At 61.3% G+C, this 5,495-nt stretch carries 4 protein-coding genes; 2 read left to right on the forward strand and 2 right to left on the reverse strand.

Features of this window, described 5'->3' with window-relative positions:
• Both HUJ17_RS15740 and HUJ17_RS15745 read left to right on the forward strand, forming a co-directional pair.
• On the forward strand, positions 1-1,242 hold a 1,242-nt coding region (locus HUJ17_RS15740), incomplete at its 5' end, for an efflux transporter outer membrane subunit (protein ID WP_290511580.1).
• Between the two features lie 272 nt (positions 1,243-1,514).
• Complete coding sequence (locus HUJ17_RS15745) at positions 1,515-1,874, forward strand: DUF4189 domain-containing protein (RefSeq protein WP_290511581.1); 360 nt, start codon at positions 1,515-1,517, stop codon at positions 1,872-1,874.
• Between the two features lie 50 nt (positions 1,875-1,924).
• Here HUJ17_RS15745 and HUJ17_RS15750 read toward each other — a convergent pair whose 3' ends face one another.
• Both HUJ17_RS15750 and HUJ17_RS15755 read right to left on the reverse strand, forming a co-directional pair.
• Entirely contained in the window at positions 1,925-4,051 is a 2,127-nt protein-coding gene (locus HUJ17_RS15750; RefSeq protein WP_290511582.1) for an IgaA/UmoB family intracellular growth attenuator, read from the reverse strand.
• Between the two features lie 116 nt (positions 4,052-4,167).
• Positions 4,168-5,397: a saccharopine dehydrogenase NADP-binding domain-containing protein gene (locus tag HUJ17_RS15755; protein ID WP_290511583.1), complete on the reverse strand. Its 1,230-nt coding sequence runs from the start codon at positions 5,395-5,397 to the stop codon at positions 4,168-4,170.
• Positions 5,398-5,495: the final 98 nt, after the last annotated feature.

Genomic DNA, 5,495 nt, shown 5'->3' on the forward strand with positions numbered 1-5,495 from the left:
GACCCGCTGCTGGGGCAACTGATCGACCAGACCCTGGCCGCCAACCACAGCCTGCAAGCCGGCCTGGCCCGCTACGATCGTGCTGCGGCGTTGCTGTATGGCGCCAAGCGTGAGCAGTGGCCCAGCATTACCGCCAGTGCCAGCGGCGCCGAGCAGCACCTGGCGGACGTGGAGCGCACCCCGCCCGGTGCCGGCCCGGAACGGGTGGAACGGTACCAGGCCGGCCTCGCCGCCAACTGGGAGTTGGACCTGTTCGGTCGATTGCGCCGGGCCACCCAGTCGCAACAGGCGGAGCTGCAAGCCGCCGGTGCCGACCTGGGCGCGTTGCAGGTGGCGCTGGTGGGGCAACTGGCCAGCAGCTACTTCGAGCTGCGCGGGCTGCAACAGCAGTTGCAGGTGGCCGAGCAGAACGTGGCCCTGCAGCAGGAGACCCTGGATATCGTGTCTGCCCGGGTGGATGCCGGTCGCGGCACCGAGTTCGACCGGGTTCGCGCCCGCTCCCAGCTACAGCGCACCCGGGCAGCGTTGCCCACCCTGCGCGCCGGTATCCGTGCAGCCATGCATCGCATCGCCGTGCTCACCGGCCAGCCGCCGGCGGCGTTGATTGCCACACTGGAGCGAGATACGGGTTTGCCGGGAACGCTGCCGGTGATCCCGGTGGACAGCCCCGGCGATGTACTGCGCCGTCGCCCGGATATTGCGGCGGCGGAACGGCGCCTGGCCGCGGCCACCGCCCGCATCGGGGTGGCCACGGCGGACCTGTTCCCGCGCTTTACCCTCAGTGGTCTGCTGGGCTCGGTGGCGGCGGACAGCAGCGATTTGTTCAGCGGCCCGGCAGAAACCCGGCGGGTGGCGCTGGGCATCGACTGGACCTTCCTGGATCACGGCAAGGTCAAGGCGCGTATTGATGCCGCCGACGCGGACAGTCGCGCCGCCCTGGCGGAGTATCAGCAGGCGGTGCTGTCGGCCCTGGAAGACACCGAGACGCGCTTGGTCCGTTACCAGCGCGCCCGCCAGCGGGCCGGGCATCTGGAGCAGGCAGCAGAGAATGCCGAGCTGGCCGCCGAGCTGGCCCGCACCCGCTATGAGCGAGGTTTTATCGGCTACTTTGAGGTGCTCGCCGCGGAGCAGGAACTGACCGCCACCCGGGATGCCCGGGTACGCAGTCAGACCGATGTGGTGCTGGCCATGGTGGCCGTGTACCGCGCCCTGGCCGGCGCACCGACTCCTGGGGTGGATTAGCCCGCAGGGTGTAATCCACCATCATAAGATCCCGGTCTGGCACGACATTTCTGGTGGGTTACGCCTTCGGCTAACCCACCCTACCGTTCTGTTTTCCTTTTCTTTGGCCCGGCGCGAATACCTCATTTAGGGGATGTGGCCATTGTTGGCGGCGCCTACTCTTGTCTTCTATGCGGGAGATCGGGAGGAGAGTGTGCCTGACGGTTTCTCGTGTGTTTGTCTGGTCTGCATTCCATGCGGGCAAGCGGATTACACACAATGAGAGAATCATCATGAAAATCCAGAGTCTGGTGTTGCTGCTATCCATGGCCATGGCATCGGTTGCCGGCGCGAACGGTGCCCTGGCCATCGATAGTAATCAGGGGGATCAATATGGCTTCAGTTATGACTACAGCAGCATGTCCGAAGCGCAGAGCCGTGCCTTGAGCGAATGCGGTTACGGTTGCCGTGTGGTGCAGACCTTTTCGTCCGGCTGTGCGGCCTATGCCGCCGATCAGGCGCGGGGTAGCACTGCCTACGGGTGGGGCACAGCTTACAGTGGTGGTCAGGCGCAGAATACGGCGCTGCAGTACTGCCGCAGCCAGGGTGGGCAGCAGTGCATGGTCCGTGCCTGGGGATGTAACTCCAATTAACCATTGGCGGGTCCATCAGGCCCCGCCACTTTCTTGGTGCCTTCTACTCATCATGCGTAGAAGGCACTAATGCTCTCGTCTCTTTTTCGGCTCTGCAGGAAGCGGATCACAGCCAGCAGGCCATGACCGAGCAGAAGGCCAGCGGACAGCAATAGCCACAGGACATTGATCAGCGGTGCTTTTGCGGTGTCGTTGTTGCGGGTCAGATCCAGGCTGAGCACCGGGCTGGTGTCGCCATCATTCTGGTAGGCCGTGACCATCCCTTCCAACTGAAAGGTTTCTCCCTCCGGGTTGTCGATCATGGTAAGCAGGCGACCCAGCATGGCGCTCCTGTCATAGCTGCTAATCGTTTCCAGGGAGGCAGGCATTCTCCCTTGCACTACCTGGATCAGTACGCCGCCCTGCTGACTCTCGGCAATCTCTTGCGCGATGAGAATACTGCGCTCGGCATTCAGCGTATCGACCAGCTGTTGAATGAGTCTTCTCAGCCCGCGGGCCTGGGCTTCACTGGTGACAGCGGTGACCGGTTTGTCGCTATCCTGCCGGGCCAGCACCTGCTCCCGAAGCGCAGACCAGTTATCCGGGTTGGTATCCAGGGTGAGGGCCAGGCGCTCCAGTATGAAGCGTTGGGTGCGCTCACATTGGCGGCTGACTTCTGTGCTGACATCGTCCTGGCTGCAAGCGTCATCTACCGCATCGATGATTGCCGGCAGGTTGCTGAATATCACCGGGCTGCCATCGCGGTAGCTGTTCCAGCCCTGCATGGTAGCCATCAATGACAGGTAGCTGTCTTTCTCGGTCAGCAGCAATTCCCGGTCCTGCAGCTGCTCAATGACTGGCGGTGTTGGCTGAGGGTTGGCCTGTGGTGCGTCGGCGCCCCAGTGGAGTCGTCGGCAGTTGAACGCGGGATAGTGGTTGCCCGTTTCCACTGCGCAATGGCCGTTGCCGGTGAGGCTGACCAGGGTGCCGGGGGACGGCGGCGGGTTCAGCAGCGTTTCAGGATCACCAATGTCGGCGGTGCCGGTGCCGGCAAGCCAGTGGCCGGTGAACAGCAGATCACGGCCGGTCTGGGTGGCATCGCTTAGCGGGAACAGCAGGGCAATGGCGCCGACGATGGCCAGGGTCAGGTGTCGCCCCCAGTACACCGGAGGAAAGCGGCGCACTTCCTGATCCAGTGACATCCGGTTGCCGTAACTGACGACACTGTAATCGTCGACCCGGATGGCCATCTCCTGGTGCTGGCCATCTTCATAGGTAATCAAGGGGCGCCAGTGTTCCGGAAGGTTGAAGCCGATGCTTTCGTTCAGCGTGACGGATATCTGCACGTTGTTCTGTTCATCCACGCCCACCGGGGTTAGGCGAATCTGCCCGTAGACCTGGTTTACCTTCAGTGGCTCGCCGGGGGATTGGCGACGAAAGAATTGGTAGAGGGCGAACAGGATTGCCAGCAGGCTGACCGACAGGCAGATCGTCAGCACCAGGGTGGTGTCGGCGACCAGGGAAATAGCGAGGCAGACGAACGCAATCGTCCAGAGAAAAGCGGGTAGCAAGGCGACACCGCGTCCACGTCGCGCTTCCATTTCCGCGTCGCTTTCCTGACGCTGCTCGCGGATGGTCAGTGAGTTTCCCTGGTCGTCTTCTGCCTCGTTGCCATCTGCATCAAACACCCGTGACAGCTCACCGTATTCGCCGCTTTCCCACTGGTTTTGTTTCTGCTCGCGACGTTGCTCTCGCTCTTCTCCTCCAGCAAGGCAGAACTCATCGTTGAGCGCAATCACGATGGCCTGCTTCTCGGCCAGTACGACCAGGGCGTCATTGTGTTCGCGGAGAAAATAGTCCGCATCGTAGGGGAGTAATACTTCCACGCCACCGATGGTGTCATGCCAGACCGTATTGCCATTGGTTTCCAGGCCATGGCGCAGGTAGGGGCCACTCAGCGGGTAGACCTCGTTACTGGTGAGCTCGCCCAGGGTTTTGCTTTCCGCCTGGGCAATGATCTGGCCGAGAAGGCGATGCTCGGCGGCATCCAGATTCCGTTGTGGGCTTGTTTCCTGGCGGAAGGTGGCGAGGGTTTTCAATGAGGCTTTCTTGCGACTCTGATAGACGATGACGCTGTAAATCGTAGAGCCTAGAAGAACGAGTATGAGGAGGATTTTCAGTATGGCCAGCGCTTCCATGGCAGTCCCTTCCTGTGCGAAAACCGGAAAGGATACGGATTGGCCATAATCGTGGCATCCGCCAATAGCTGAAATTGCTGTGGGCTGTGACTGATGTCACAGCCCGGTTTGTGATGTCAGTCGATGACGGTGAAGGTCATGCCGGCTTTTTCCTGCAAGCGTTGCAGCAACGAATCGCCGAGCAGGGACGCGGTGGTCCAGAAACCGCCGGGGGCATCCGCAGGCACATCCTGCGCCAGACAGGCTGCAGCCTGGCCCAGCAGCTTGGCGGTGGAGCCGTAGCCCGGGTCCGCATCACCGGTGACTTTCACGCGGATGCTGTCGCTGTTGTCGGTAACGCCGAAAAAGCGGATGTCATAGAAGCCGGCTTTCTGGGCTTCCGGGCTGGGGCCTTCGCCGGGTTGCGGCACCACGAATTTGTTCAGCAACCAGCGGGTTGGTTTGATCGCCGCGGCGGCGAAGAACAGACCGGTGCCGGTACCAATGCCCAAGGCTTTCAGGCGACCGCTGATACCGGGGCCGGCAAGCATGGCTTCGTTATAGGTGAAGTTGTCGCCGTAGGCCTTGCCGTTGAGTGCGTTGGAGCGATGCACGATACGGCTGTTGATGGCGTCCATCACGAAAGGTGCTGCCCAGGCACCGAAGTCTTCATCGTTGCGCGGCATGCTGATGCTGTCCTGACGAGCATTGAAACCATGATTCGGCGGACACAGCAGATAGGGGTTGGCCAGTTTCTTGCGCAGGGCCGGGTCTCCTGCGGCTTCTTCGGCAATATTCATCATGCTCGCCACGGTGCCGCCAGAGACTCCGCCTTTAGCGACCTTTACGCGCATTTTTACCCGGGTGGCCGGCGCCTTGAATCGGGCCTGGGACTGCTGCTGCAGGAAGTAGGTGCCCATGTCCGAAGGAATGGAATCAAAACCGCAGCAGTGCACGATGCGGGCTCCACTCTGTTTGGCCTGGTCTTCATACTCTTCCAGCATGGCGGCAATCCATTGCACCTCACCGGTCAGGTCGCAGTAATCGGTACCACTGGATACGCAGGCGCGGATCATGGGTTCGCCATAGAGCGCGTAAGGCCCCACGGTGGATACTACCACCCGGGTCTGGGCGCAGAGGGTGTCCAGGCTGGCATCATCGTTGGCATCGGCGGTGAGCAATGGCAGTTCACTGCCCGCTGCACCCAACTGGGCTCTTACCTTTTCCAGCTTATCCTTCGAACGTCCGGCCGCGGCCCATTTCAGCTCGCCATTTACCCCATAGGTGTCGGTGAGGTATTGGCAAAGAATTTGGCCGACAAAACTGGTGGCGCCGAATACCACTACATCAAATTGTGCATCACTCATGGGATCTCCTTGGAAATGAACGCAACGCGAATCGGAACGGCTGTCCAATGATGAACCTATCCTACGGGATTGATAGGGGTAAGCGTAACCGGCAAAAA

The organism is Alcanivorax sp. (assembly GCF_014762765.1).
Taxonomy (GTDB): Bacteria; Pseudomonadota; Gammaproteobacteria; order Pseudomonadales; family Alcanivoracaceae; genus Alcanivorax.

Excerpts from the sequence above, each read along its gene's own strand:
- HUJ17_RS15750 (WP_290511582.1), bottom strand. The coding sequence starts at position 4,051 with ATGGAAGCGCTGGCCATACTGAAAATCCTCCTCATACTCGTTCTTCTA.
- HUJ17_RS15745 (WP_290511581.1), top strand. The coding sequence starts at position 1,515 with ATGAAAATCCAGAGTCTGGTGTTGCTGCTATCCATGGCCATGGCATCG.
- HUJ17_RS15755 (WP_290511583.1), bottom strand. The coding sequence starts at position 5,397 with ATGAGTGATGCACAATTTGATGTAGTGGTATTCGGCGCCACCAGTTTT.